The organism is Comamonas sp. SY3 (assembly GCF_041730275.1).
Lineage (GTDB): Bacteria > Pseudomonadota > Gammaproteobacteria > Burkholderiales > Burkholderiaceae_C > Comamonas > Comamonas sediminis.
The window spans coordinates 358,094-381,923 of sequence record NZ_JBGTYN010000001.1 but is presented as its reverse complement, the minus strand read 5'-3'; the positions used below and the strand labels follow the sequence as shown (position 1 = coordinate 381,923).

The 23,830-nt window shown below is 63.3% G+C and carries 24 protein-coding genes; 15 read left to right on the top strand and 9 right to left on the bottom strand.

The genetic code is table 11. From position 1 onward, the window contains the following. The first annotated feature begins 377 nt into the window (after positions 1 to 377). Positions 378 to 938, top strand: coding sequence for a GIY-YIG nuclease family protein (locus ACCQ08_RS01670; RefSeq protein ID WP_373448664.1), 561 nt, complete (start codon positions 378 to 380; stop codon positions 936 to 938). Between the two features lie 292 nt (positions 939 to 1,230). On the opposite strand, the gene ACCQ08_RS01665 is transcribed toward ACCQ08_RS01670, so the two are convergent. Next, the gene (locus tag ACCQ08_RS01665) at positions 1,231 to 2,154 is read right to left on the bottom strand and encodes a LysR family transcriptional regulator (protein WP_373448663.1); all 924 of its coding nucleotides are present in this window, start codon (positions 2,152 to 2,154) and stop codon (positions 1,231 to 1,233) included. A gap of 103 nt (positions 2,155 to 2,257) precedes the next feature. Between ACCQ08_RS01665 and ACCQ08_RS01660 the strand changes: the two genes are divergently transcribed. Next, positions 2,258 to 2,992 carry an SDR family oxidoreductase gene (locus ACCQ08_RS01660; RefSeq protein WP_373448662.1) on the top strand — a complete coding sequence of 245 codons (735 nt, stop codon included), beginning with the start codon at positions 2,258 to 2,260 and terminating at the stop codon, positions 2,990 to 2,992. A gap of 164 nt (positions 2,993 to 3,156) precedes the next feature. On the opposite strand, the gene ACCQ08_RS01655 is transcribed toward ACCQ08_RS01660, so the two are convergent. The 4 genes from ACCQ08_RS01655 to imuA form a co-directional block, all read right to left on the bottom strand. Beyond that, positions 3,157 to 4,647 carry an Ig-like domain-containing protein gene (locus ACCQ08_RS01655; protein WP_373448661.1) on the bottom strand — a complete coding sequence of 497 codons (1,491 nt, stop codon included), beginning with the start codon at positions 4,645 to 4,647 and terminating at the stop codon, positions 3,157 to 3,159. 206 nt (positions 4,648 to 4,853) lie between these two features. Then, complete coding sequence (locus tag ACCQ08_RS01650; RefSeq protein ID WP_373448660.1) at positions 4,854 to 7,982, bottom strand: error-prone DNA polymerase; 3,129 nt, start codon at positions 7,980 to 7,982, stop codon at positions 4,854 to 4,856. A gap of 24 nt (positions 7,983 to 8,006) precedes the next feature. After that, positions 8,007 to 9,509 (bottom strand): DNA polymerase Y family protein, encoded by a 1,503-nt coding sequence (locus ACCQ08_RS01645; RefSeq protein WP_373448659.1) that lies wholly within the window; start codon positions 9,507 to 9,509, stop codon positions 8,007 to 8,009. Continuing rightward, on the bottom strand, positions 9,427 to 10,254 hold the full coding sequence (gene imuA, locus ACCQ08_RS01640; protein WP_373448658.1) for a translesion DNA synthesis-associated protein ImuA: 828 nt from the start codon (positions 10,252 to 10,254) through the stop codon (positions 9,427 to 9,429). Before imuA ends, ACCQ08_RS01645 begins: the two co-directional genes overlap by 83 nt. Positions 10,255 to 10,424: 170 nt before the next feature. Between imuA and ACCQ08_RS01635 the strand changes: the two genes are divergently transcribed. Then, positions 10,425 to 11,468 carry an MlaD family protein gene (locus ACCQ08_RS01635; RefSeq protein ID WP_239811275.1) on the top strand — a complete coding sequence of 348 codons (1,044 nt, stop codon included), beginning with the start codon at positions 10,425 to 10,427 and terminating at the stop codon, positions 11,466 to 11,468. Continuing rightward, positions 11,465 to 12,145, top strand: coding sequence for a hypothetical protein (locus ACCQ08_RS01630; RefSeq protein WP_373448657.1), 681 nt, complete (start codon positions 11,465 to 11,467; stop codon positions 12,143 to 12,145). Before ACCQ08_RS01635 ends, ACCQ08_RS01630 begins: the two co-directional genes overlap by 4 nt. 29 nt (positions 12,146 to 12,174) lie before the next feature. Here ACCQ08_RS01630 and ACCQ08_RS01625 read toward each other — a convergent pair whose 3' ends face one another. After that, the gene (locus ACCQ08_RS01625) at positions 12,175 to 12,414 is read right to left on the bottom strand and encodes a hypothetical protein (RefSeq protein WP_239811277.1); all 240 of its coding nucleotides are present in this window, start codon (positions 12,412 to 12,414) and stop codon (positions 12,175 to 12,177) included. A gap of 250 nt (positions 12,415 to 12,664) precedes the next feature. On the opposite strand from ACCQ08_RS01625, the gene ACCQ08_RS01620 reads away from it, so the two are divergent. Both ACCQ08_RS01620 and ACCQ08_RS01615 read left to right on the top strand, forming a co-directional pair. Then, on the top strand, positions 12,665 to 12,793 hold the full coding sequence (locus tag ACCQ08_RS01620; protein WP_256460959.1) for a hypothetical protein: 129 nt from the start codon (positions 12,665 to 12,667) through the stop codon (positions 12,791 to 12,793). A 138-nt stretch (positions 12,794 to 12,931) separates the two neighbouring features. Beyond that, positions 12,932 to 13,207: a plasmid stabilization protein gene (locus ACCQ08_RS01615; RefSeq protein ID WP_312834279.1), complete on the top strand. Its 276-nt coding sequence runs from the start codon at positions 12,932 to 12,934 to the stop codon at positions 13,205 to 13,207. 47 nt (positions 13,208 to 13,254) lie between these two features. Here the strand turns inward: ACCQ08_RS01615 and ACCQ08_RS01610 are convergent, their stop codons facing one another. Next, positions 13,255 to 13,404, bottom strand: a complete 150-nt coding sequence (locus tag ACCQ08_RS01610) for a hypothetical protein (RefSeq protein ID WP_165841178.1) — start codon at positions 13,402 to 13,404, stop codon at positions 13,255 to 13,257. Positions 13,405 to 13,574: 170 nt separating this feature from the next. Here ACCQ08_RS01610 and ACCQ08_RS01605 point away from each other — a divergent pair, with 170 nt between their 5' ends. Together ACCQ08_RS01605 and ykgO are read left to right on the top strand one after the other, a co-directional pair. Then, positions 13,575 to 14,648 (top strand): SDR family oxidoreductase, encoded by a 1,074-nt coding sequence (locus ACCQ08_RS01605; RefSeq protein WP_373448656.1) that lies wholly within the window; start codon positions 13,575 to 13,577, stop codon positions 14,646 to 14,648. A 172-nt stretch (positions 14,649 to 14,820) separates the two neighbouring features. Then, positions 14,821 to 14,970 carry a type B 50S ribosomal protein L36 gene (gene ykgO / locus ACCQ08_RS01600; RefSeq protein ID WP_116925897.1) on the top strand — a complete coding sequence of 50 codons (150 nt, stop codon included), beginning with the start codon at positions 14,821 to 14,823 and terminating at the stop codon, positions 14,968 to 14,970. A gap of 94 nt (positions 14,971 to 15,064) precedes the next feature. On the opposite strand, the gene ACCQ08_RS01595 is transcribed toward ykgO, so the two are convergent. Both ACCQ08_RS01595 and ACCQ08_RS01590 read right to left on the bottom strand, forming a co-directional pair. After that, positions 15,065 to 15,469: a low affinity iron permease family protein gene (locus tag ACCQ08_RS01595; RefSeq protein WP_239811280.1), complete on the bottom strand. Its 405-nt coding sequence runs from the start codon at positions 15,467 to 15,469 to the stop codon at positions 15,065 to 15,067. A gap of 72 nt (positions 15,470 to 15,541) precedes the next feature. Beyond that, complete coding sequence (locus ACCQ08_RS01590) at positions 15,542 to 16,447, bottom strand: LysR substrate-binding domain-containing protein (protein ID WP_312409910.1); 906 nt, start codon at positions 16,445 to 16,447, stop codon at positions 15,542 to 15,544. Between the two features lie 137 nt (positions 16,448 to 16,584). Between ACCQ08_RS01590 and ACCQ08_RS01585 the strand changes: the two genes are divergently transcribed. The 7 genes from ACCQ08_RS01585 (at position 16,585) to pnp (ending at position 23,758) form a co-directional block, all read left to right on the top strand. Beyond that, entirely contained in the window at positions 16,585 to 17,817 is a 1,233-nt protein-coding gene (locus tag ACCQ08_RS01585; protein WP_373448655.1) for an amidohydrolase family protein, read from the top strand. Between the two features lie 25 nt (positions 17,818 to 17,842). After that, on the top strand, positions 17,843 to 19,201 hold the full coding sequence (locus ACCQ08_RS01580; protein WP_373448654.1) for an MFS transporter: 1,359 nt from the start codon (positions 17,843 to 17,845) through the stop codon (positions 19,199 to 19,201). Beyond that, entirely contained in the window at positions 19,198 to 19,734 is a 537-nt protein-coding gene (locus ACCQ08_RS01575; protein WP_373448653.1) for a GAF domain-containing protein, read from the top strand. The genes ACCQ08_RS01580 and ACCQ08_RS01575 overlap by 4 nt, the downstream gene beginning before the upstream one ends. A 123-nt stretch (positions 19,735 to 19,857) precedes the next feature. Further along, complete coding sequence (locus ACCQ08_RS01570) at positions 19,858 to 20,580, top strand: AzlC family ABC transporter permease (RefSeq protein ID WP_373448652.1); 723 nt, start codon at positions 19,858 to 19,860, stop codon at positions 20,578 to 20,580. Beyond that, positions 20,577 to 20,906, top strand: a complete 330-nt coding sequence (locus ACCQ08_RS01565; protein WP_373448651.1) for an AzlD domain-containing protein — start codon at positions 20,577 to 20,579, stop codon at positions 20,904 to 20,906. The genes ACCQ08_RS01570 and ACCQ08_RS01565 overlap by 4 nt, the downstream gene beginning before the upstream one ends. A gap of 132 nt (positions 20,907 to 21,038) precedes the next feature. Then, positions 21,039 to 21,305: a 30S ribosomal protein S15 gene (gene rpsO / locus ACCQ08_RS01560; protein WP_116925902.1), complete on the top strand. Its 267-nt coding sequence runs from the start codon at positions 21,039 to 21,041 to the stop codon at positions 21,303 to 21,305. 209 nt (positions 21,306 to 21,514) lie between these two features. Further along, positions 21,515 to 23,758, top strand: coding sequence for a polyribonucleotide nucleotidyltransferase (pnp, locus tag ACCQ08_RS01555; RefSeq protein WP_239811287.1), 2,244 nt, complete (start codon positions 21,515 to 21,517; stop codon positions 23,756 to 23,758). Positions 23,759 to 23,830 lie beyond the last annotated feature (72 nt).

Sequence of the window (23,830 nt, the reverse complement as noted above, 5' to 3'; positions counted from 1 at the left end):
CGGCCGGGGCCGGGCCGGCATACCGAGGCGAGGGTGGCACACTGGAAGGATGTGGCGGCCAAGATGTGGAATGCGTTGAATGGAGTGGGAGCTGAGTCCTCGACATCTCTATCTTGCGCCATCAGTAGTTGGGTCTCGTCCCCTCAGTGTTTTGAAGTTCATTGTGGGCGCGCAGCTTACTGACTCTGACTCGGATGCGTGGAAAAAAGGCGAGGGCACTTTCGCAAGTCGAAGCGGAGGGACGTTAGTCAAGTCTTTTGACGGTTACTAGTTACCACTCAAGGCTTCAATATATGTTTGAGATGTTCGCACGTTTCCGATCTAGCTCAGCGAACTGTGTCAAACTTCTGAGGAGCCATATCACAGGTTGTTTTAACATGTCAGAACTAACATCTGAACAATTAGCCTTTCTGAAATCACAGGGTATATCTCTCTCTCTTGCGGTCGACGCAGGGCATCTTTCCAAAGCTGCTCGTGATGCATTCATGAACGAGAGTGGCCATAAGTTCTACTATGGAGGAGCTCCTTGTAGAGCTGCTGGTCATACCTTGCGTAGTAAGGCAGGGCATTGTATCCAATGTGATACCTCGAAAATTGCTTATCAACTACGTAGTTCTGCCGCTGGTTATGTATACCTTGCTCACTCTGAGCAAAATGGATTCGTCAAGGTAGGTTTTAGCGAGGTTGATCCTTACGGTCGACTCACTTGGCTACAAACCAGTTCCTACGGAGATGTAAACGACTGGGAGATAAAGCGGAGCATTAAAATTGAGAAGTGTGCAGGAAAATGTGAATTTGAGATTCATGCCGCCCTCGAAAAGTGGCGCAAGCCTATCGTATATCTGAAAAATGGCCAAGTTGTTGAATGTAGAGAAATATTTGCGTGTTCTCTGGCAGAGGCCGAAAAAAACTTTCTTACCATTATTCGTGGTTATTGATAATTGATCTGCGTCGCATAGCATGAGCTATATGCCTCTCATGAAATTTGCCACGCTTAACTACACTGAAAGCCTTGCCAGTACGCGCCGTTGGCTGTCTCCGTAATTTCGATCAATGCCTGCCCTGCACTGAGGATCACGATTGGATTTCACAGACTGCGATATCAATCTCACACATCTTTTGGACGATATGCGAGAAATTGGCAGAATTTGCCGCAGCGGAGCCAGAAGTATTGCTCAGCCAGCCACTGGGGATGAACCTCAGCAGCATGCCGCTTGCTCGCTTTTCCGCTCAAGTTGCCGTAGAAGCGGGCAAAGACCCAGCCTTCGTCGCCGACCCTTTGACATGCTCCACCAAGGCCCGCAGCTTGCGCGGCTGGTTTCTGCGGTTGGGGTAGTAGAGGTAAAAGCCAGGAAAGTAGGGCAGGTAGCGGTCCAGCACCGAGACCAGCTCGCCGCGTTCCAGGTAGGGTGCAAAGGTCTCTTCCATGCCGATGGTGATGCCGCCATTGGCCAGCGCGGTGCGCACCATCAGCAGCATGTCATTGGTGGTGACACGGGGGGCGACCGCGAGGCTGAAATCGCGGCCGTTTTCCTGGAATTCCCAGCGGTAGGGGGCGAGCTCCAGCTCGGCGCGCCAGCCGATGCAGCGGTGGCCCAGCAGGTCATGGGGGTGCTGGGGCGTTCCGTGTGCGGACAGGTAGGCAGGGGTGGCGACGACCACCTGGCGTTGCGGCCCCGTCAGCGGGATGGCGATCATGTCCTGCTCAATGACTTCACCGAGGCGCAGGCCGGCATCGAAGCCACCGGCGATGATGTCGGATTCGTCATCGGTGACGGTGACATCCAAGGTGATATGCGGGTGGGCGGCGGCAAAGGTGCTGATCAAGGGGCCGGACAGAAAGCGCTCGGCGATGGAGGTGACCGCCACGCGCAGCAGCCCGCGCGCCGGGCCTTCTTCAGATACTTCTTCAAGCGCCACCTGTACGGCGGCCAAGGGGCCGCTGATTTGCTGGTGCAGCGTCTGGCCAGCCTCGGTCAGGCGCACATGGCGGGTGGTGCGGTGGACCAGCGCAATGCCCAGTTGGTCTTCCAGCTTGCGCATGGCCTGGCTGACGGCAGAGCGCGTCACGCCGAGCTGGTCGGCCGCTGCACGGAAGTTTTGTGCGTTGGCCACCGCCAAAAAGCAGTGGAGCAAGTGAAGTTCGTCTTTCATTGGTTAGAAAGTCTAACCAAATTGTGCAGCATTGGTGCACTTCTCTGATCAAGACAAGCTGCCTACAGTTTGAACTTTCCAACGCCATTGCAGAAAGTTCTCCATGAAAAACTTGCTCGACAAAGTCATTTTGATCACCGGTGCCAGCAGCGGTATCGGTGAAGCCACCGCCAAGCTGCTGGCCGCGCACGGCGCCACCGTTGTGCTCGGCGCCCGCCGGGTCGACAAACTGGACCAGATCGTGGCCGATATTCAGAACGCAGGCGGTGTGGCCGAAGCGCTGGCGCTGGATGTCACCCAGCGTGCGCAGCTGCAGGCCTTTGCGGACCATGCGCTGAATCGCCATGGGCGCATCGACGCCATCATCAACAACGCCGGCGTGATGCCCTTGTCACCGCTTGTCGCATTGCGGGTGGACGAGTGGGACTGGATGATTGATGTGAACATTCGCGGTGTGCTGCACGGCATTGCGGCGGTGTTGCCCACCATGCGCCAGCAGGGCTTTGGGCATGTCGTGAACATTGCCTCCATCGGTGCGCATGCGGTGTCGCCCACTGCCGCCGTTTACTGCGCGACCAAGTACGCGGTATGGGCCATCTCGGAAGGGCTGCGGCAGGAAAGCAGCGACATCCGCGTGACCACGATCAGCCCCGGGGTGACGGAGTCGGAGTTGGCGGAAACCATCACGGATGCCGCTGGCCGCGAAGAGATGAAGGAGTTTCGCAAGGTGGCAATCAGCGCATCGGCGATCGCACGGGCCATCCATTTTGCGATCTCGCAGCCGGCGGATGTGGATACCAGCGAGATCATCATGCGGCCTACGGCGAGCCCGTATTGAAGCTGTTTGTTGCCTCCGGCCTGACAAGGCCAGCACAACAGCTCCCGTTTTTAAAAAAGGCCGTGCCCCGCCGGATAGTGGGCACGGCTTGGTTGGTTTCTGTAGCCCATGCGCGCTTTAGTGCCGGCTGTGGCCCTTTACCAGTACCCAAAAAACGTCTGGCCTTAGGCCGATGGATGCTTTCGATGTGATCGGCGTGCGCCAAACCAGCCCACGGCCGCCAATGCTGCACTCAGCAAAGCCACGAGCCATTGGTTGAGCACCGGGACCGCTTGGGGTGTGGGGGCTCGGGGCGTCACCTCAACGGCTGACGATGGGGGCGTGGTTTCGCCGTTGGAGAGGTGGGCCACGGCCTGGCAGGAGTAGCTGACGCCATTGGCCAGCCCATTCAATGCCACTGGTGGAGTTACCGCCTGTGCCTGTATGTTCCCCGCCGATGAGGTGCATTGCACGTCATAGTTCAACACGCTTACTCCCGCCATCAACGGGGCCGGCGGGTCGATGGCCAACGTGATGGTTTTGTCGCTGGCCGTTGCGCTGGTGATGGTCGGTGCCGTTGCTGCGGCAAGCTTCAAGACCACCTGTGCCTGTGTGCATGGCAATGCTCCGCCGGGCCCGGCGCAGACTTGGTATTCGAAGCCAGTACCTGAAAAGCCGGCGGCCGGAGTGAAGCTGAAGCTTCCGTCAGGGTTGAGGGAGACGTAGCCTTGCGATGGTGCCGGTGCAGACACAAGCGTGTATTCAGCATCGCTGAAGGCATGGAGGTCATTGAGGCGAACACTGTCGTTGATCACGCCATTCACCACGAACTCGTCGTCGGCGGCCGTTATCGGAGTGAGGCCCGTGATGACCATATCCCGGAACTGTTGATTCTGGCTGGCCCCCCCGGTTGATGCGCTCAGTCCCAGTTTGAAGCTTGCGGGGACGGCATTGATGCCATTAATGGGTGTTCCGCCAATGACAATATCTTTGCTCCAGATTTCGACGCCATCGATGGAAACCGTCAAGCGGATATCGGGTGCAGGCGTGATCGTCACACGAACATGCTTGGGCGCGGATCGGTTGGCAGATAGGTTTCCGCTGTAGGGCATCTCTCCCAGCCACGGGTTGCTGCTGCTGGAGCCACGCATACCCAGATGGTTTGACGATGTGCCGAAGCCGGAATTTCCCAAACCTCCACCATAGCGGTCAAATCCCAAACCGACATAGGCACCCAGCATGGTGTTGTAGCCCAGCTGTGAGCCGCCGAGTCCCAGATTGGCGGCTTGGCTTCCATCCATCAGGAACACCGTGAACCCATCTCCTTGACCAAATGCCGGTGTCAGAGAGCCGCCATTGTTGGTCGATAGGTACATGGCGTAATCAAATTCGACATCCAGGCCGGCAGCACTGCTAACGGGGGAGTTGAATACTGCGGCCCCGATTTGGCTCCCCGCATTTGGTGTTATTTCGAGCCAGCCGTTACCTGCACTGTCATTGTCTGCCCCTACTGCCGTAGACGGTGTTGGTGACGCTGTGAGCCTGGCTGAGCCCAACAAAGACCATGCGGCAGCCTGGTCACTTCTGAATGGCTCCGAGACAAACGTCTGTGCATTTGACGCTGTGCCGAAAACGAAGAGTGCTGATACAGCGATGGACTTTGAGATCGGTGTCATGACTTGGCCAGAATCCTTGATGGACTTTGTTTGGAAATGTAACTTTAAATTTTCTTTCCGCCCATTCCTGTTGTCAATCGCTTAAATCAGTGAAAGGGAATACCCTGGGTTATGTTGAAAAAGCACGCGGAGAATTTCTCAATACCGTTGTACGTCGTCAAGATGAAAATATGCGGTGGGATGCCGCATGCATTATTAAAAAATACTCACCGAAAATCCCGGCTCCGAATCCGCAGGCTGTCAAACCAATCCGACACATCCCGCAGCTGGTGCGCGATCAGGTTGCCGACCTCACCGCTGCGCTGCCAGCGGCCTTGCACGGCCAGGAACTGGGCGTGCAGCAGCGCGTCGCGCTGGGCGCTGCGCAGGTGGGGCCAGCAGATGACTTGCAGGTTGCCGGTTTCGTCTTCCAAGGTGATGAAGATGACGCCTTTGGCGGTGGGCGGCTGCTGGCGCAGGGTGACGATGCCGCAGGCGCGCACCCAGCTGCCGTCGCGAGCTTCGCGCAGCTCTGCCTGGGTTTGGAAGCGGTGGCGCTGCAGGCGCTCGCGCAGCAAGGCCATGGGGTGGCGGCGCAGGCTCAGGCCCAGTGCGGCATAGTCCCAGTGGATGTCTTCCTGCTCGCTGGCGGCGGGCAACTGTAGTTCGTCTTCGTCGATGGGGGCGGCGCGCAGCAGGCGGCTGTGGTGCAGCGGCGCAGAGGCCTGCCAGAGCTGGTTGCGGCGGTGGCCTTCGAGGCTGGCCAGTGCGTCGGCGGCGGCCAGGTACTTCATCGCCGGGGCATCAAGCTGGGCGCGGCGTGCCAGGTCCTGGGCGCTGACAAAGGGGGCGGCTTCGCGGGCCTGCAGCAGGCGCGCGGCCTGCGTCTGCTGCAGCTGTTTGACCAGGCGCAGACCCAGGCGCACGGCGGGATAGGGGCCGCTGGAAGGCTCGGTGCTGCAGTCCATGCCGCTGTGCATCACATCGACGGGCAGTACCTGCACGCCATGGCGCTTGGCATCCTGGATCAGCTGGCTGTTGCTGTAAAAGCCCAGCGGCTGGCTGTTGATCATGGCCACCAGAAACTCGGCCGGGTAGTGGCATTTGATCCAGGCGCTGAAGTACACCAGGATCGCAAAGCTGGCGGCATGGCTTTCAGGGAAACCGTATTCCGAAAAGCCCTGGATCTGCTGAAAGATCGACTCGGCAAAGGCCTGCGAGTAGCCGTTGCCGGTCATGCCGTTGATGATCTTGTCGTAGTACTTTTGCAGATTGCCGGTGCGGCGCCAGGCCGCCATCGAGCGGCGCAGCTGGTCGGCCTCGCCGGCGCTGAAGCCGGCCGCATCGATGGCGATCTGCATCACCTGCTCCTGGAAGATGGGCACGCCCAGGGTGCGCTCAAGCGCCGGGCGCAGCAGCTCGCTTTCGTACTGCACTTTCTCCAGCCCCTGGCGGCGGCGCAGATAGGGGTGGACCATGCCGCCCTGGATGGGGCCGGGCCGCACCAGCGCGACCTCGATCACCAGGTCGTAGAACTTTCGCGGCCGCAAGCGTGGCAGCATGCTCATCTGGGCGCGGCTCTCGATCTGGAAGACGCCGATCGTGTCGGCCGCGCAGATCATGTCGTAGGTGGGTTCGTCGCCGTGCGGGATATCGCCCAGCGCAAAGCTGCGGCCCTGGCGTGCGCCCACCAGGTGCAGCATTTTTTGCAGCGCGGTCAGCATGCCCAGCGCCAGCACATCGACCTTGAGCAGGCCGACGGCATCGAGGTCGTCCTTGTCCCACTGGATGACGGTGCGGTTCTCCATGCTGGCGCGCTCGATCGGCACGATGCGCGAGAGCGGGCCCCGGGTGAGCACAAAGCCGCCCACATGCTGGGACAGGTGGCGCGGAAAATCGCGCAGGGTTTCGACCAGCTCCTGCAGCTGGCGCACGGCCAGGTCGCCCGCCTGCAGGCCGCACTGGGCCAGCGCTTCGGTCCGCAGCAGCTCGTCGTCCCAGCGCGAATGGTCGCGTGCCAGCAGGTCAATGCTGGGCAGTGCAAAGCCCAGCGCCTTGGCCACATCGCGGATCGCGGATTTGCGCCGGTAGCGGATGACCACGGCGGTGAGGCCGGCGCGGTGCAGGCCGTATTTCTTGTACAGGTACTGGATGACCTCTTCGCGCCGGGCATGCTCGAAGTCCACATCGATATCGGGCGGCTCGTTGCGCTCCTTGCTGATGAAGCGCTCGAACAGCACCCGGGTCTTGTCTGGATCGACCTCGGTGATGTGCAGGCAATAGCAGACCGCCGAGTTGGCGGCCGAGCCCCGGCCCTGGCAGAGGATGTCCTTGCTGCGGGCAAAGCGCACGATGTCGTAGACGGTCAGAAAGTAGTGCTCGTACTGCAGCTCGGAGATGAGAGCCAGCTCTTTCTCCAGGGTGGCCTGCACTTTCGGCGGCGTGCCTTGCGGCCAGCGGCGGGCCGCCCCTTCGTAGCTGAGCTGGCGCAGGTAGGCCGCCGGTGTGAGCTGGGGTGGCACCACCTCGTCGGGGTACTGGTAGCGCAGCTCGGTCAGCGAGAACTGGCAGCGCGCTGCAATGCCCAAGCTGGCCTCCAGCAGATCGGGCGGGTACATCTGCGCCAGCCGCAGCCGGCTGCGCAGGTGCTGCTCGGCATTGGGCTGCAGCGCGTAGCCGCAGTCGGTCAGCGGTGTGCGCAGGCGGATGGCGGTCAGCACATCCTGCATGGGCTTGCGCGAGCGCACATGCATGTGCACATTGCCGGCGGCTACCAGCGGCGCGCCGCTGCTGCTGCCCGCTGCGCGCATCTGCGCCAGCCAGGCCTCGTCGCCCAGGCTGCGGTCCAGCTGCACGGCCAGCCAGCAGCGGCCGGCAAAGTGCTGCTGCAGCCAGGCGGCCTGGGCCTGGATTTGCGCTGGGCTGGCCTGGCGGCTGAGAGCCAGCAGCAGCAGGCAGTCTTGCAGCGCGCGCGGGTGGATGGCCGATTGCGCCAGCGCATAGCTGCCCTTGGGCGATTTGCGCCGCAGCTGGGTGATGAGGGCGCAGAGGTTGCCGTAGCCATGCAGGTTGCAGGCCAGTGCCACCAAGGTGAAAGCGGGTGCGGCCGTATCGCTGGGCTGCACCTCGAACTGCGCGCCGACGATCAGCGGCAGCCCGCAGTCACGCGCGGCGACATGGGCACGCACGATGCCGGCGAGCGAGCATTCATCGGTCAGGGCCAGCGCGCGGTAGCCCTGGGCGTGGGCGCGCTCGACCAGCTCATGCGGGTGGCTGGCGCCGCGCAGAAAGCTGAAATTGCTCAGGCACCACAGCTCGGCGTAGTGGGGGATGGTGAGGGTGGGACGCGTGGCCATGGCTCTAGACGGGTGCGGCGCTGCTCAGGCAAAGCGGCCATGCAAAAACCAGGCGCCACTGTTGGCGGACAAGCGGGTGTGGAAAATCCACAGCAAGCCGGCATGCGGGCTGTGGGCGACCCAGTAATCGCGCAGCGCGGTGTGGGCGGTTTGGGTGATGGGGGCGGGCTTGGGCGGGTCTTTGCTGTGATCGATATCGGGGGCAGCCTCGTCGGTGTGGGTGTCTCCATCCGCATCGCTCACCGGCAAAAAGCCGGGGCTGCGGTGCCACCAGCCGCCTTCAATGCGTTGCGGGCCGAGCAGCAATTGCAAGGGGCCGTGGTAGAGCGGCCGGCTCTGCTTGTCCTGCAGCAGTTGCAGCGGCGTGGGCAGCAAGAAGCTGGGTTGGGCAAGGGGCGGCACATGGAGTGGTACATGGGGCTGTGCAGCGGGTGGGGCGGCCTTGGCCTTGGTGGCGGGTTGCGCGGGCAGCCACTGCACCTGCCACTCGGGGCGGTGGTCGGGCCGCAGCAGCGGGCGCTGCACCTGGTCGGCACCCAGGCGGGCGGTGATGCGTTCCAGCACCTGCTCCAGGCTTTCGCCATCGGCGGTTTTGTCAGGCAGCAGGCTGGCGCTGCGCTCTTGCAGCGCTTCGGGCGTATCGGCATGCAGGCTCAACTCGCCCACCGGGGCTTGCAGTTCCACATGGGCCAGGTGCTCCTGCAGCAGGCGGCACAGGTGCTGCAGGTCGCGCGTGGTGCTGGCGGTGTGGATGGTCAGCTCGCCGCCATCGCCCACATGGCGGGAGCGCATCGCATCGTGGCACCAGCGCAGCCGGAAGCTGCGCACGCCTGCGCGCTGCGCCGCCAGCCAGCCGCACAGCTGCAGCAGCAGGTGGCGCGCACCCTGCATCAGCGCATCGGCCTGGTCGATGCGCATGGGCAGCTCCAGCCGGGCATCGAAACGGGCAGGCAGGCTGATCCAGGAGTAGCGGTCGGGCAGCAGGCCATGGGCCTGGTCGAGGGCGGTCAGGATGCCGGTATCCATGCGCCGGGCCAGCGCCCCCCGGGGCAGTGCATGGACGGCGCCCAGGCTCTGGCAGCCCAGCTGGCTCAGCAGCTCGGCATGCCGGGCCACCGCATCGATGGCATGCAGCGGCAAAGGGGCCAGCACCTGCGGCAGCGGCTGGCCCATGCCGTGGCGGATACCGCAGCGCGCCAGCGCAATCGCGGCCAGGCTGGTGGGGGCCCAACTGATGGCTTGCACGCCCAGCTCGCGGCTCTCGCGCAGCAAGCGCCGGGCCAGTGGCTGGCGGCCGCCAAACAGGCGCTCGCTGGCCGACAGCTCCAGCACCAGTGCATCGCCAAAAACCGTGTCCGATGGCACGCAGGCCAGGCGCGGCGTGAACTGCTGCGCCCACAGCGCCAGGCCTTGCATATCGGCCAAGGGCGTGGCGTGGGCAGCTTCAGTGGAGCAGGCTGGACTGGCGCGCGCGCTGGCTGCGGGACAGGGGAAGTGGGGCAGCAGGGCGGCCCAGATCGGTGTCATGGTATGGCAAGCTAAGGGCAGTGTTGGAGGATGAAACGGAAACGGCAGCGGTGGCCGGTTGGGGCAGCGGCACGGTGCCAGGCCACAGCCGGGCGGGCAGCACGGCTTGCAGGCTGGGTGGCACGGCAGGCAGCTCCAGCGTGCCCTGGTGCACGGGGCCCCGGCGTTTGAGCAGCTGCAGCTGCAGTGACCACGGCTGGCTGCTGCGCACCAGCAGCCGCAACGGGGCGGCGGAGGCCTGGTGCTGGCTGCTCTCGGGTCGAAAGACAAAGACGGGCCCTTCAAACTGCTGGGCACTGATTTGCAGGCGGCGTATCTGCTCGGGCTGCACCTGGGGCAGCCAGGCCAGCAAGGCCGCTGCGGCATTGGCTTTGAGCAGTTGCTCCAGCGCCCAGAGCTGGTCTTGCGGGCGGCTGCTGTGTATCCATACCAGCTGCCCGGGCGCCAGGCCGCTCTGGGCCAGCCCGCTGGCGTGGGGCGGCAGTGGCGGGCCCAGCGCGATGACGGGCTTGTGCGCTGGGCACTGCTGCAGGCCTCGGCCGGTCAGGCGCCACTCCAAGGTGCCGGCCTGGGGCTGCAGCACCTCGGTCAGGCACTGGCTGGGCCAGCCCTTGCCAGGCAGCTCGGCATCGAGTGCATCCCAGCCGGTGGGGATGCCCGCCATCGGCGCGCGCACCATGTGATCGCCCCGCCAGAGCTGGGCGTTCACCGCGGGCGGCAAGGACAGGGCATCGAGTTTGGGCATGGCAAATAACTGTATATATGTACAGTATAAGAGCTAGCGCAGCGGCAATGTGTAACAAACGCCGGGCAAGCCGTGGGCGACTGGGCTGGAAAGTGAGTGTCTGCCTTTCAAAACAACCCCCTGCAGCTTTCTTTTGAAGCTGACAGCCAGCCCGGGTAAGATCGCGGTACATGCAAATACCAGAACCCCACGACTCTGCCGACCGCCCTGCGCCGCCGTCTTCTGCCGCCTCTGCACGGCGTGCGGCGGTGGTCGATGGGGTGGCCGTCGATGGCCTGACGCCGGTGCCGCATCTGGAGCGCAAGGCCGGGGCATTGCTGCTGTTTACCCTGCTGCTGATCCTGGGCTCGGCCTTTTATCTGATGTATGCGCGCGGCGTCTTCGAGCCCAAGCAGTCGCTGATCCTGACGGCCGATGATTCCGAGGGTGTCTCCATCGGTCTGGACATGACTTTCTCCGGCTTTGCGATTGGCAAGGTCAGCAAGATCGAGCTGGCGCCCGATGGCACGGTGCGCATCCATGTGGATGTGCCCGAGAAAGATGCGCACTGGTTGCGCAGCAGCAGCGTGTTCACGCTGGTTAAGGGCCTGGTGGGGGGCACGACGATCAAGGCCTATTCGGGCATTCTGGACGACCCGCAGCTGGAGGATGGCGCGGTGCGCGCGGTGCTGTCGGGCGATGCGACGGCCGAGCTGCCGCAGCTGATGAGCAATGCACGCCAGCTGCTGGAGAACCTTAACATGATGACCTCGGCCGGCTCGGCCTTGGGTGGCACCCTGGAGCAGCTGCGTGACCTGAGCACCAAGCTCAACGGCCCCAGCGGCGCGCTGGGCGTGGTGATGGGTGGGGACGCCGAGGCGCGCAAGATATCGCAGACCCTGGACCGCACCAACCAGCTGCTGGCGCGCCTCGATGGCCTGGCCAAGAATGCCGACAAGCAGGTGTTTGGGGCCGATGGCGTGATGCCCGAAGTGCGCGCCACGGTGCAGCAACTCAATGCCGTGCTCGGCGATGTGCGCGGCAGCCTGAAGAAGGTGGATGCGGTGCTGGTGGAGGCCCAGGCCGTGGGCGCCAATGCCAAGGATGCCACCAGCCAGCTGGGCGATTTGCGTGCCGATGTGGAGGCCAATCTGCGCAAGGTCGAAGGCATGCTGACCGAGCTGAACCGCAAATGGCCGTTTGCCAAAAAGGATGCCGAGGTGCGACTGCCATGAGTGCCGCGATTGCCATCACCGCCCGCCTGGCCGCAGCCTTGCTGGCCGCCGCTGTGCTGGGCGGCTGCGCCAGCGGCAAAAAGGCGCCCGACTGGGCGGTCAACGAACAGGGTGCTGCCGAACGCGCGACCGATGCCTACCTGTCAGGCAACCAACGGGTGGCGGAGGCCGAATGGCGGCGTGCGCGTGACGAGGTGAGCCGCACGGCCCGGCCCGATCTGCTGGCCCGGCTGGAGCTGGCGCGCTGCGCTGCACAGGTAGCTGCCTTGGAGGCTGCCCCTTGCACGGGCTTTGAGGCCGTGGCCCAGGATGCTGCCGATGCCGAGCAGGCCTATGCCCGCTATCTGCAGGGCCAGTTGGCTGCTGGCGATGTGGCGCTGCTGCCCAAGGCCCAGCAGGCAGTGGCGCCGCTGGCGCCTGAGCAAGCAGCCGCTGCGCTGGCCGCTATGGAAGACCCGCTCTCGCGCCTGGTCGCGGCCGGCGTGCTGGCGGTGCGCGGACCGGTGCCGATGGCGGTCGTCACCCAGGCGGTCGATACCGCCTCTGCCCAGGGCTGGCGCCGTGCCGTGATGGCCTGGCTGATCAACCAGCAGCGCCTGGCGCGCGCGTTGGGCGATACGGCACTGGCCGACCAGGTGCAGCGCCGCCTGGACCTGCTGCAGGCCACGCAGAAGTAAGCCAGCAGCCGCTACAGCGCTGCATCCACTCACACTGACTGGCTCGTCGTCGTATCGGGCGCTGGCTCTGGCTGCGTGCCGGGGTAAGGGTGCTCGGGGTTGCCGGGGTAGGGGTGTGCCGGCTCGCTGGGATAGGGGTGCTGCGGGTTGCCCGGGTAGGGGTGCAAAGGGCTGGGCTCATACGTGCCCGGCTCACCAGGCGCCGGCTGCGGCTGGCCGGGAATGGGGGGCTGGGCAGGGGACGGACTGGGCTCGTAGGGTTGGGGCATGGTGGCTCTCCTGGTGCAGCTGGTGGAGCCGCTGGCGCACCGGCGCACACGGCTGGATTCAGCATGGGGCAAAAGCCCAGTGTTGCAAGCGCAGGGGCCAGGCCGTGTAGGTCTGCGTAGCGCGCGGGGGTACGCCCAGTGCCGTTACGCCATGTGTGAAGCGGAACAATGTATTGGGAAGCGTTTTTCCGACAGGCAGCGCTGTGCGCCAGGGCTACTCTGAAAGCCTGTTCAGCGATTGGAGGACGCCATGCGCCACCTGCACCCCATGTTTCTCGCCCTGGTAGGGGCCCAGGCCCAGAAGCCCGTTCCCACCACCCCCAAGAAGCCACGGCCAGGCGGCGGTGGCCCGCCCGCCGATGGTGATCCTTCCCAATGACGGAGCCCGGCAACGCGATGGGGCCATGACCACGGACCGCCCCATACCGCCTCCGCCCTCATCCCTGCCTGCACCCACCCAAGGAGTTTTGTGATGCCCCAAGGAGATAAATCCGCTTATACCGATAAGCAAAAACGCATGGCTCGCCATATCGAGAAAAGCTACGAGAAAAAAGGCGTCTCGGAAGACGAGGCTGCCTCACGCGCCTGGGCCACGGTGAACAAGGAAACCGGTGGCGGCAAGCGCTCCGGATCCGGCCGGGGCAAGGCGACAGGGCCGGGCTCGCAGCTCGCAGCCGCGCGCTCGGCAGCCGCCAAGAAAGCCGCCGCCAGCCGCAGCCCCGAGGCACGATCCGCATCGGCTAAAAAAGCAGCGGCCACCCGCAAGCGCAACGCCGCTGCCAAGAAGAACTAAGAACAGGCCAGCCACCGGGTGGTGTGCTGGCCTGTTGCGTTGCCGGTCTAGACCGGTTCCGGATCCTTCACCGGTGGCTCATGCCCGGGTTCCTCTATCGGCAAGGTGCTGTCGGGCGGATCGATGGGCTCGGGCTTGGGCAGATCCGGCGGTGGTGGCGCCACCGGCGGCTGAGGGGGCGTAGTGGGGGTTGGCATTGGCGGCCTCCTTTCTGCCTTCTTTGTACTGCGCGGTGCGGCGGCCGTATGTCGGACAAGCTTGTCAGCGGGTAAGTGCATGTAGGGCTGTCGAGGTTGATGTTGCAGTGGTCTGCCGCTGCGCGATGCCGTTTCATTTTTCCAAAGTTCAAGATCCAAGGAGTTTCAGCATGAGCCCATCCAACAGCAACAGCCCATCCAAAAAGAGCGTCAGCAAGAAGCCTTCGCCAGAAAAGCGCTCGGTCGAGGAAGTGGTGGCTGCGCAGCAGCGCATCCAGCAAGAGCAAGGCCAAAACGACGCGCGGGACAAGGCGGCCAAAGCGTCCAAAAAAGCCAAGAGCAGCAAGGACGATAAAACCAGCAAAAAGACCGCACCCGGCCCCGGCCATGAGGTGCCCACGCCACCGATGCCCGGCAAAAAGCTGGCCAAGCCCGGCCTTGAGAAAGCGCTGGATCTGCAGCCGCTCTATCTGGCAGAAAACTACCGGGGCAGCGGCAAGCTGGAGGGCAAGACGGCGGTCATCACCGGCGGAGACTCGGGCATTGGCCGGGCGGTGGCGGTGCTGTTTGCGCGCGAGGGCGCCAATGTGGCGATCCTCTACCTGAACGAGCACGACGATGCCAAGGAAACCTGCCGCCTGATCGAGGAGGAGGGCCAGCAGAGTCTGGCGATTTCCGGCAATGTGCAGGACCCGCAATTTTGCGAGCAGGCGGTCAAGCAGGTGCTGAAGAAATTTGGTGCGCTCAATGTGCTGGTCAACAACGCGGCATTCCAGCAGCATGCGGCCGACATTGAAGACCTGAACATCGAGCGGCTGGACGAGACCTTCCGCACCAATATCTTTGGCTACTTCCACATGGTCAAGGCGAGCATTCCTTATCTGCAGCGGGGCGATGCCATCGTGAACACCGGCTCGGTCACGGGCCTGAGCGGCAGCAAGGAGTTGCTGGACTACTCCGCAACCAAGGGTGCCATCCATGCGTTCACCAAGGCGCTGGCCCAGAACCTGATGGAGCGCGGCATCCGCGTGAATGCGGTGGCTCCTGGCCCCGTGTGGACGCCCTTGAACCCGGCCGACAAGGACGCGGAGGACCTGCGCGAGTTTGGTGCCGACACCCAGATGGGCCGCCCCGCGCAGCCCGAGGAGCTGGCACCCGCCTATGTGTTTCTCGCGTCGCAGGTGTGCTCCAGCTATATCTCCGGCATTGTGCTGCCGGTAACGGGCAGCGTGGGGGCATCCTGACCACGGGCGCAGGATCGCTGGCAACCTGTTGGCCTGCACCCGGCATGGTGTTGGCCCAGGTGTTGGCGCAGGCACCTGGTGGCGCTTGCTTGTTCCAAGCCACGGATGCTTGAATTGATAATGAGAATGCATTATCATTTAAGCATCTGTTGCCGTTTTGGAGAAGCACTGCATGCAAGTTCTGTCGTCCCTCAAGGAAGCCAAGAAGCGCCACCGTGATTGCCAGGTGGTCAAGCGGCGTGGCCGCATCTATGTCATTTGCAAGTCCAACCCCCGCTTCAAGGCGCGCCAGGGTGGGGCAAAGAACAAGCACAAGCGCTGAGACGCCCAGGCTTTGCATGGGCCGCGGCCCATGCGCGCAGCGGAAGCGCTGAATGCAGGCCGCTCACCGCCCTGCGTAGCGCAGGGCGGGGATATCAGCCAGCGCTGGGATGCTGCTGTGCATCCTGTTTCTGGCGCGCTTTTTCGGCCAGGATGTCGAACTCCTTGCGCAAGGCGTCCAGCTCCTCTTCGTCCAGCTCTTCGAGCGACAGCATGCAGTTGCGGGCCGGCTCGATGGCGCGGATCAGTTCATCCAGTTTGATCTGCATGGCCTCGGTGTCGCTGTTCTGGGTGGACTGGATCAGGAACACCATCAAGAAGGTGACGATGGTTGTGCCGGTGTTGATCACCAGCTGCCAGGTATCATTGAAGCCGAAAAACGGACCGCTGACCGCCCACAACACAATCACCAGGACAGCACCGACAAAGCACACCGGCCGGCCACTGAACTTGGCGACGGCGCGGGCAATTTTGTTGAAGGCGGAATGCTTGGTTTTCATGGGAGAACTCCTTCGATCGCAGATGGCGACCAGCATAGAACCAAGCGGCTGGGGCGAGGCTGCCTCCGCAGATCAAGTGGCTGTAGGAGGGCGGCGGCATTCCTGCTGCAGCCATTCGCCAAAGCGCTGGTAGCTCTCCATGTCGCTGCGCCAGGTGGGCGCGCAGAGGTAGTAGCCCAGCGGGCTTTCAAAGCGCTGGCCAAAGGGCTCGACCAGTTTGTGCGATGCCAGCGGCTCCTGCAGCAGGCAGCTGGGCACCAAAGCCACGCCCAGGCCGCCAATGGCCGCCTGGATGATGAGGGTAAAGAGGTTGAAGCCGGGGCCGATGCGTGCCCCTTCATAGGGGCCCGCGTAGGCGGTGAACCAGTCGTCCCAGGAAGTGGGCAGCTCGATGTGCTGCAGCAGGCTGCACTGCTTGAGGTCGCTGAAATGCACGATCGGGTGCTGCTGCAGGTAGCTGGGCGAGCAGACGATGCTGGTCTCGCGTCCGATCAGGTACTGGGCATCGGCAATCGGCCAGTCGCCGTAGCCGTACTGGATGGAGGCATCGAAGCCATCGCCGGTCTCGGCGCTGTCGGTGGTGCTGTAGCGCACAAAGTGGATGGCGATGTGCGGGTTGCTGGCGCGAAAGCTCTCCAGCCGGGGAAACAGCCAGTTGGCCGCAAAGGTAGGCGCGACAGACAGGCTGAGCAGATGGGCGTTCTGCGCGGTGGAGATGACCTGGGTGGTGGCGCGTTCGAGCGATTCCATCGCCGGGCGCACGAGCTTGAGGTAGTTCTCGCCGATATGGGTCAGCGCCAACCCATGGCTGCGGCGCATGAACAGCGGGTGGCCCAGGTAGGCCTCCAGGCCCGCAATGTGGCGGCTGATGGCGCTTTGCGTGACGAACAGCTCCTTGGCGGCCTTGGAAAACGACAGGTGCTGCGCCGACAGCAGGAAGGCGTTCAGCTCGGAGATCGTGGGGCAGCGACGGCGCATGGGGTATGAGCTCCACTCATGACGGTAGAAAAAATTGGCAGATGCATGACCTCATGTCATTGCCACATATTGTTGCAGCTTGGCTAGAGTTCGGGGCATTAGAGGCAACCATGGCGCTGTGAACGCCAAATCCGATTATGCAATCCACCCTGATCCGCAATGCCAAGATTCTCGACACCCGGCATCTCGTATTGACTTCTACTCATACCATTTGGGTGCGCAACGGTCTGATCGAAAAGATCAGTGCCGAAGACTTCGAGGTGGCCGATGCCACCGTCATCGATGCCAAGGGGATGACCCTGATGCCCGGCCTGATCGACTGCCACGTGCACGTGATGGCCTCGGGCTTCAACCTGGGTGCGGTTGCCAATCTGCCCAATGCGCTGGCGCTGCTGCGCGCGCTGCCCATCATGAAGGGCATGATCGACCGGGGCTTTACCTCGGTGCGCGATGCCGGTGGTGCCGACTGGGCGCTGGCCGAAGGCGTGCGTACCCGCCAGGTGGCCGGCCCGCGCTTGTTCTGCGCCGGCAAGGCGCTGTCGCAAACCGGCGGCCATGGCGATTTCCGGGCGCGCAATGACACGCTCGACCCCTGCTCCTGCGCCTACAAGATCGGCAATATCGGCAAGGTGGTTGATGGCGTTGACGCCTGCCGCCTGGCGGTGCGCGAAGAGATTCTGAAGGGTGCCACCCAGATCAAGGTAATGGCCTCGGGCGGTGTGGCGTCGCCCAACGATCCGATCAACAACCTGGGCTTTTCGGTGTCGGAGCTGACCGCCATCGTCGAAGAGGCCCACAATGCGAACACCTATGTGATGGCCCATGCCTATACGCCCCAGGCCATCACCCGTGCCATCGAGTGCGGCGTGCGCACCATCGAGCACGGCAACCTGGTCGATGCACCCACCGCTAAGCTGATGCAGGAAAAGGGTGCCTACATGGTGCCGACCCTGATCACCTACGAAGGCCTGGCCAACGACGGCGCCAAGTACGGTCTGCCCGACGAGTCGGTGCAAAAGATTGCCAAGGTGCGCACCAACGGCCTCAAGGCGCTGGAAGTGCTGGACGCCGCCGGCGTGAAGATGGGTTTTGGCAGCGATCTGCTGGGCGAGACGCACTACATGCAATCGGACGAACTGGTGCTGCGCGCTAAGGTGCTGGGCCATGCCAAGGTGGTGCAGCAGGCAACGCTCATCGGCGCCGAGATTCTGAACCACGAAGGCCTGCTGGGCGAAGTGGTGGAGAGCGCCTATGCCGATTTGCTGCTGGTCGATGGCAACCCGCTGGAGGATGTATCGGTGCTGACCCGGCATGACACGGCGATCAAGCTGATCATGCGCGACGGCTTCATCCACAAGAACGCCTGCTGATGGGCCTTTGAGCGAGCACCACTCTATGTATAACGCTTCCGAACGTCTGGAGCGGCTGCCTTTCAGCCGCTTCCATTTCACCTTGCTCATCATTGGCGGCCTGGGCCTGGCCTTCGAGGCGCTGGATGCGGGCATCATCGCCTTCATCCTGCCGTCGCTGCGCGAACAATGGGGGTTGACCGGCATCCAGGCAGGCTGGATTGCCAGCAGCACCTACGTGGGCTTTCTGGTGGGGGCGCTGCTGTCGGGCATGCTGGGCGACCGCTTTGGCCGCAAGGTCGTGATGATGTGGGCGCTGGTGCTGTTTTGCGTGGCCACCTTCATCAATGCCTTTGCCACCAATTTCCATGAGTTCTACATCCTGCGCATGATTGCCGGTGTGGGCATGGGCGCCGAGGGTGCCATCGTCGCCCCCTACCTGGCGGAGTTTGTCAGCAGCCGCTACCGGGGCCGCTTCACCGGCGCGCTGGCGGGCTTTTTCTCCTTTGGGTTTGTGATGTCGGCACTGCTGGGTTACTTCATCGTGCCGATGAGTGCCGATGGCTGGCGCTGGATCATGGTCATCGCCTCGGTGCCGGTGGTGTTTCTGCTGTGGATGCGCCGTGCGCTGTTCGAATCGCCCCGCTGGCTGGAAGAGATGGGCCGCCGTGAAGAGGCCAGCCGGATCTGTACTGCCATTGAAGCGCAGGTCCAACGCAGCAGCGGCAAGCCGCTGCCCGAACCGGTGAAGATGAGCCTGGCTGCAAAAGCAGCTGACTCCGCCGTGCAAGGCGCATGGGCCAAGCTGGCCACGTTGGTCAAGCCCCAGTACCTGCAAACCACCTTGGTGGTCTGGGTGTTCTGGATCACGGTGATGTTCTGCTACTACGCCTTCCTGGTCTGGATTCCGAGCCTGCTGGTGGCGCGTGGCTTTGCGGTGACCAAGAGCTTTTCCTTCACCATCCTGATCTACCTGGCGCAGATTCCAGGCTACTACTCGGCTGCCTACCTGAATGACAAGATCGGCCGCAAGTACACCATCCTGGCCTACATGCTCGTATCCTGCCTGGCAGCGCTGGGCCTGGCCTTTGCCGGTGCCGACCAGGAGATCATCCTGCTGAGCATGCTGCTGTCCTTTGGCATGAACGGCGTGATCGCCGGCCAGTACACCTACACCTCGGAGATCTACCCGACCTCGATCCGTGCCACCGGCATGGGAACGGCCTCGGCGCTGGCGCGGATTGGCTCGATTGCCTCGCCCACCATCGTGGGAGCCGCCTATCCGGTGCTGGGCTTTGGCGGCGTGTTTGCGCTGATGACCGGCGTGCTGTTTGTCGGCGGCATGGGCATCCTGCTGTTCGGCAAGAACACCCATGGCGTGTCACTGGAAGGAATTCAGCAATGAGCACCACCCATGTCCTGGGCCGCCTGGCCCATACCCTGGGCCAGAGCAGCGATGCCGGGCACCACTGGGCCGCGATTGCCGAGACCTGCCAGCAGCTGTTTGGCTACGGCCTGCTGACTGGCCTGGTTTATCTGCAGCAGGAAAAGCTGATGCGCCGCATCTATTCGTCCAACGAGGCCATCAGCCCGCTGGGCGGCTTCAAGGCCACCGGCAAGGGCCCCTGGTCGGACCGGGTGCTGGACCAGGGCCTGCCCTATATCGGGCGGGACGAGGCCGACATCCGCACCGTCTTCTCCGAAGCCGAGGACCTGGTCGCCCGGGGCCTGCATGCGGTGCTGAACATTCCCGTCTGGTATGGCGGTGAGGTGCTGGGCTCCATCAATATCCTGGGCCCGCGCGGCGCCTACAACGATGTGCCCGAGGCGCTGATCCACCTGGTGGCCGGTGTCTGCGTGCCGGCACTGGCCTCGGCCCGTGAAAGCGCCCGCGAGGCGGCGCATGGCATTGACAGCGCCAGCCTGCAAAGCGTCTGAGCGCCGTCTTGGCAGTACCGAAGCCCGCAAGGCCCCTGGCCCTGCGGGCTTTTATGCGCCTATGTGCCGCAAAGTACTGGCAGTGGCGCGCGCCAGACACAACACGCTCTAAAATCGCCGCCCATGGCTTCTAACAGTTCAGGGTTGTGGTCCTCGCCTGCCGTGCGCATGGGCGTGTCGATCAGCGTGGCAACCGGTTTATATGGCATCTCCTTTGGCGCGCTGGGGGTGGCGGCGGGCTTGTCGGTCTGGCAGACCTGCGCCTTGAGCCTGCTTATGTTTACCGGCGGCTCGCAGTTTGCGTTTGTCGGCGTGGTTGCAGGCGGCGGCGCCGGCGCTGCAGCCCTGGGCGCGGCCAGCCTGCTGGGGGTGCGCAATGCGGTCTACGGCATGCAGATGGCCGCCTTGCTGGGCCCACGCGGCCTGGCGCGCCTGCTGTCGGCGCAGCTGACGATTGATGAATCGGCCGCCACCGCACTGGGGCAGGCGGACAAGGAAGAGCAGAAGCGGGGCTTCTGGACCGCCGGCGTGGGCGTCTACCTGCTGTGGAACCTGTTCACCGCTGCGGGCGCCTTGCTGGGCAATGCCCTGGGCGACCCGGGGCGCTGGGGGCTGGACGGTGCAGCAGTGGCCGCCTTCATGGGCCTGCTGTGGCCGCGCCTGACGCACCGGGAGCCCATTGCGCTGGCAGTGGTGGCTGCCAGCATTGCGATGCTGGCGGTGCCCTGGGTGGCGCCGGGCGTGCCTATCTTGATTGCAGCGGTGGTGGGCGCCGTCTGGGGCTACCATTCGCGCAGCAGCGGCCCCGCCGGGCAGGGCGCCAGTACGCAGGAGGCCGCACGATGAACGTGATGGCAGACGTGGGCAATCACTGGTGGATCTGGGTGTTGCTGGCCAGCGCCGTGACCTATGGCACCAAGCTGCTGGGCTACAGTGTGCCGGCGCACTGGCTGCGCCACCCGCGCATGGCCCGGGTAGCCGGCGCGCTGACGATTGCGCTGCTGGCCGCCCTGACCGCCATGAACACCCTCGTCAGCGGCCAGCAACTGGTGCTGGATGCCCGCCTGGCTGCGCTGGCGGTGGCCATCATCGCGCTGGCGCTGCGCGCGCCGTTTTTGCTGGTGGTGGTGCTGGGCGCGGCGGCATCGGCCTTGGTGCGGTTTTGGGGCTGAAAACCTAAAAGAAGTTATTGGGTATAATTGCAGGGTTTTGCATGGTGCAAGACGCACGTCGCAAGCTTTTCCGGCTGCGGCGCAAGTAACCAGAATGCCAGCGCAAGCCGGTGTTCCTATGAAGGAAAACACATGATCGCCGCATCTATCAAGGCCGAAGTTGTAAAGGCCAACGCACGTTCCGCTACCGATACGGGCAGCCCAGAAGTCCAAGTGGCTCTGTTGACCGCCCGCATCAACGAACTGACCCCTCACTTCAAGACGCACGCCAAGGACCACCACGGTCGCCGCGGCCTGCTGCGCATGGTGAGCCGTCGTCGTAAGCTGTTGGACTACCTCAAGTCCAAGGACGCTGACCGTTACACTGCACTGATCGCTAAGCTGGGCCTGCGTAAGTAAGCCCAGGGTGAGATGGAGACGCCTGAGTTAGTCCGCTAGCTCAGGCGTTTTTTACTTCAACGCCGCGCAAACAGAGCGAAGCTGTGTCATTCCAAGGGGGCTGAACCCCGGGTTCCAGGCCTTCAACCTCCCTGGAATGGCATCGTGTTCTGCATGCCGGCTCCTGCTGAAAACCGACAGGTTTTTGGCTGTTTAACCAGGAGCAATCTATGTCCATATTCAACAAGGTCACCAAGACTTTCCAGTGGGGCCAGCACACGGTCACCATGGAAACCGGTGAAATCGCCCGCCAGGCTTCCGGCGCGGTGCTGGTCAACATCGACGACACCGTGGTGCTGGCTACCGTGGTGGGCTCCAAGATCGCCAAGGCCGGTCAGGACTTTTTCCCGCTGACCGTTGACTACATCGAGAAGACCTACGCTGCAGGCAAGATCCCTGGCAGCTTCTTCAAGCGCGAAGCCAAGCCCAGCGAACTCGAAACCCTGACCAGCCGTCTGATCGACCGCCCGATCCGTCCGCTGTTCCCCGAAGGTTTCTACAACGACGTGCATGTGGTCATCCACACCATCTCGCTGAACCCTGAAGTGGATGCCGACATCGCTGCGATGATCGCCGTGTCCGCTGCATTGTCCATCTCGGGCATTCCTTTCAACGGCCCTATCGGTGCTGCCCGCGTGGGTTACATCAACGGCGAATACGTGCTCAACCCTGGTCAGACCCAGCGCAAGGATTCGCTGATGGATCTGGTGGTGGCAGGCACCGAAGCTGCTGTGCTGATGGTCGAATCCGAAGCCCAGCAACTGCCTGAAGAAGTGATGCTCGGCGCCGTGGTCTATGGCCACGAGCAAGGCCAGATCGCGATCAACGCCATCCACGAACTGGTGCGCGAAGCCGGCAAGCCCGCATGGGACTGGGCTGCTCCTGCCAAGGACGAAGCACTGATCGCCAAGGTGGGCGAGCTGGGCGATGCCGCCCTGCGCGACGCTTACCAGCTGCGCAACAAGCAAGCTCGTACGCTGGCCTGCCGCCAGGCTTACGCCGCTGTGAAGGCTGGCCTGACCGAGCAAGGCGTGGCGTTTGACGGCGTCAAGGTCGACGGCATGCTGTTCGACATCGAAGCGCGCATCGTGCGCTCGCAGATTCTGGCGGGTGAGCCCCGTATCGACGGCCGCGATACCCGCACCGTGCGTCCTATCGAGATCCGCTCGTCGGTGCTGCCACGCACTCACGGCTCGGCCCTGTTCACCCGTGGTGAAACCCAGGCGCTGGTGATCTCCACCCTGGGCACCGAGCGCGATGCACAGCGTATCGACGCCCTGGCTGGCGAGTTTGAAGACCGCTTCCTGTTCCACTACAACATGCCTCCCTTTGCCACCGGCGAAGTGGGCCGCATGGGTTCGACCAAGCGCCGCGAAATCGGCCACGGCCGTCTGGCCAAGCGCGCTCTGGCCGCTTGCCTGCCGTCGAAGGAAGAGTTCCCCTACACCATCCGCGTGGTGTCGGAAATCACCGAATCGAACGGTTCCTCGTCGATGGCTTCGGTCTGCGGCGGCTGCCTGTCGATGATGGACGCCGGCGTGCCGATGAAGGCCCACGTGGCCGGTATCGCCATGGGTCTGATCAAGGAAGACAACAAGTTTGCCGTGCTGACCGACATCCTGGGTGACGAAGATCATCTGGGTGACATGGACTTCAAGGTGGCCGGCACGACCAACGGCATCACCGCGCTGCAGATGGACATCAAGATCCAGGGCATCACCAAGGAAATCATGCAAGTGGCACTGGCACAAGCCAAGGAAGCGCGCATGCACATCCTGGGCAAGATGCAAGAAGCGATGGGCGAAGCCAAGGCGGAAGTCTCGTCGTTTGCGCCCAAGCTGTACACGATGAAGATCAACCCCGAGAAGATCCGTGATGTGATCGGCAAGGGCGGCGCCACCATCCGTGCGCTGACCGAAGAGACCGGCACCCAGATCAACATCGAGGAAGATGGCACCATCACCATCGCCGCCACCGATGGCGCCAAGGCGGACGAAGCCAAGCGCCGCATCGAAGAGATCACCGCCGAAGTCGAAATCGGCAAGATCTACGAAGGCCCGATCGTCAAGATCCTGGAATTCGGTGCCCTGGTGAACCTGCTGCCCGGCAAGGATGGTCTGCTGCACATCAGCCAGATCGCCCATGAGCGCGTGGAGAAGGTGACCGACTACCTGAGCGAAGGCCAGGTCGTCAAGGTCAAGGTGCTGGAGACGGACGAAAAGGGCCGTGTCAAGCTGTCGATGAAGGCGCTGCTGGACCGTCCGGCCGGCATGCCCGAGCGTGAACCACGCGAGTTCCGTGAGCCACGCGGCGACCGGGGTGACCGCGGCGATCGCGCGCCTCGCCAGCACCGCGAACCACGCGAGCCCCGCGTGGACGGTGCTGCCGACCAGCAGCAACAACAACAGCAATAATCTGCTGTGTGACGCACCCATGCGCCTGGCGCTGGGTGCGTTTTTCTGCTGAAAAGCGTGTGCTGATTGTGA

Bases quoted from the DNA above. Each gene is read 5' to 3' on its own strand.
- ACCQ08_RS01590 (WP_312409910.1), bottom strand. From the start codon at position 16,447: ATGCGCCGTCGCTGCCCCACGATCTCCGAGCTGAACGCCTTCCTGCTG.
- ACCQ08_RS01645 (WP_373448659.1), bottom strand. From the start codon at position 9,509: ATGACACCGATCTGGGCCGCCCTGCTGCCCCACTTCCCCTGTCCCGCA.
- ACCQ08_RS01620 (WP_256460959.1), top strand. From the start codon at position 12,665: ATGCGCCACCTGCACCCCATGTTTCTCGCCCTGGTAGGGGCCCAGGCC.
- ACCQ08_RS01650 (WP_373448660.1), bottom strand. From the start codon at position 7,982: ATGGCCACGCGTCCCACCCTCACCATCCCCCACTACGCCGAGCTGTGG.
- ACCQ08_RS01595 (WP_239811280.1), bottom strand. From the start codon at position 15,469: ATGAAAACCAAGCATTCCGCCTTCAACAAAATTGCCCGCGCCGTCGCC.
- imuA (WP_373448658.1), bottom strand. From the start codon at position 10,254: ATGCCCAAACTCGATGCCCTGTCCTTGCCGCCCGCGGTGAACGCCCAG.
- ykgO (WP_116925897.1), top strand. From the start codon at position 14,821: ATGCAAGTTCTGTCGTCCCTCAAGGAAGCCAAGAAGCGCCACCGTGAT.
- ACCQ08_RS01570 (WP_373448652.1), top strand. From the start codon at position 19,858: ATGGCTTCTAACAGTTCAGGGTTGTGGTCCTCGCCTGCCGTGCGCATG.
- ACCQ08_RS01630 (WP_373448657.1), top strand. From the start codon at position 11,465: ATGAGTGCCGCGATTGCCATCACCGCCCGCCTGGCCGCAGCCTTGCTG.
- ACCQ08_RS01670 (WP_373448664.1), top strand. From the start codon at position 378: ATGTCAGAACTAACATCTGAACAATTAGCCTTTCTGAAATCACAGGGT.
- ACCQ08_RS01605 (WP_373448656.1), top strand. From the start codon at position 13,575: ATGAGCCCATCCAACAGCAACAGCCCATCCAAAAAGAGCGTCAGCAAG.
- ACCQ08_RS01580 (WP_373448654.1), top strand. From the start codon at position 17,843: ATGTATAACGCTTCCGAACGTCTGGAGCGGCTGCCTTTCAGCCGCTTC.
- ACCQ08_RS01610 (WP_165841178.1), bottom strand. From the start codon at position 13,404: ATGCCAACCCCCACTACGCCCCCTCAGCCGCCGGTGGCGCCACCACCG.
- ACCQ08_RS01665 (WP_373448663.1), bottom strand. From the start codon at position 2,154: ATGAAAGACGAACTTCACTTGCTCCACTGCTTTTTGGCGGTGGCCAAC.
- ACCQ08_RS01585 (WP_373448655.1), top strand. From the start codon at position 16,585: ATGCAATCCACCCTGATCCGCAATGCCAAGATTCTCGACACCCGGCAT.
- ACCQ08_RS01565 (WP_373448651.1), top strand. From the start codon at position 20,577: ATGAACGTGATGGCAGACGTGGGCAATCACTGGTGGATCTGGGTGTTG.
- ACCQ08_RS01655 (WP_373448661.1), bottom strand. From the start codon at position 4,647: ATGACACCGATCTCAAAGTCCATCGCTGTATCAGCACTCTTCGTTTTC.
- ACCQ08_RS01625 (WP_239811277.1), bottom strand. From the start codon at position 12,414: ATGCCCCAACCCTACGAGCCCAGTCCGTCCCCTGCCCAGCCCCCCATT.
- ACCQ08_RS01660 (WP_373448662.1), top strand. From the start codon at position 2,258: ATGAAAAACTTGCTCGACAAAGTCATTTTGATCACCGGTGCCAGCAGC.
- pnp (WP_239811287.1), top strand. From the start codon at position 21,515: ATGTCCATATTCAACAAGGTCACCAAGACTTTCCAGTGGGGCCAGCAC.
- ACCQ08_RS01575 (WP_373448653.1), top strand. From the start codon at position 19,198: ATGAGCACCACCCATGTCCTGGGCCGCCTGGCCCATACCCTGGGCCAG.
- ACCQ08_RS01635 (WP_239811275.1), top strand. From the start codon at position 10,425: ATGCAAATACCAGAACCCCACGACTCTGCCGACCGCCCTGCGCCGCCG.
- rpsO (WP_116925902.1), top strand. From the start codon at position 21,039: ATGATCGCCGCATCTATCAAGGCCGAAGTTGTAAAGGCCAACGCACGT.
- ACCQ08_RS01615 (WP_312834279.1), top strand. From the start codon at position 12,932: ATGGCTCGCCATATCGAGAAAAGCTACGAGAAAAAAGGCGTCTCGGAA.